Source organism: Lysobacter sp. TAB13 (assembly GCF_052113885.1).
GTDB lineage: Bacteria > Pseudomonadota > Gammaproteobacteria > Xanthomonadales > Xanthomonadaceae > Lysobacter > Lysobacter gummosus.
The window spans coordinates 1-362 of sequence record NZ_JBFRDR010000399.1; the positions used below are offsets into that span (position 1 = coordinate 1).

Genomic DNA, 362 nt, shown 5'->3' on the forward strand with positions numbered 1-362 from the left:
AGATCAAGCAGCGCGGCTATCTCAGCTGCGGCGCGAGCCAGGGCGTGCCGGGGCTCTCCCGCCCGGACGAGAAAGGCTATTATCGCGGCTTCGACTCCGAGCAGCGGGTCGTTGGAACTGCCGCCGATGTCCTCGCGCTCCAGCGTCATCGTGCAGGGCAGCACGATGTCGGCATGGCGCGCCGTCGCCGTCCAGGCGAGTTCATGCACGACGAGCGTGTCGAGCCGGGCAAAAGCCTGGCGCAGGCGGCGGTCGTCCGCTTGGTGGTGGAACGGATTGCCGCCGGCCCAGTAGACCAGCTTGATCTCGGGATAGGTCCGGGTCTGGCCGTTATAGCGATAGCTGGCGCCCGGGTTCAGCAG

At 67.4% G+C, this 362-nt stretch carries 1 protein-coding gene; it reads right to left on the bottom strand.

The window, feature by feature from the left end; all coding sequences use genetic code 11:
- The coding region (locus AB4Y92_RS26690) for a molybdopterin-dependent oxidoreductase (protein WP_441822362.1) at positions 1-362 on the bottom strand (362 nt) is incomplete at both ends.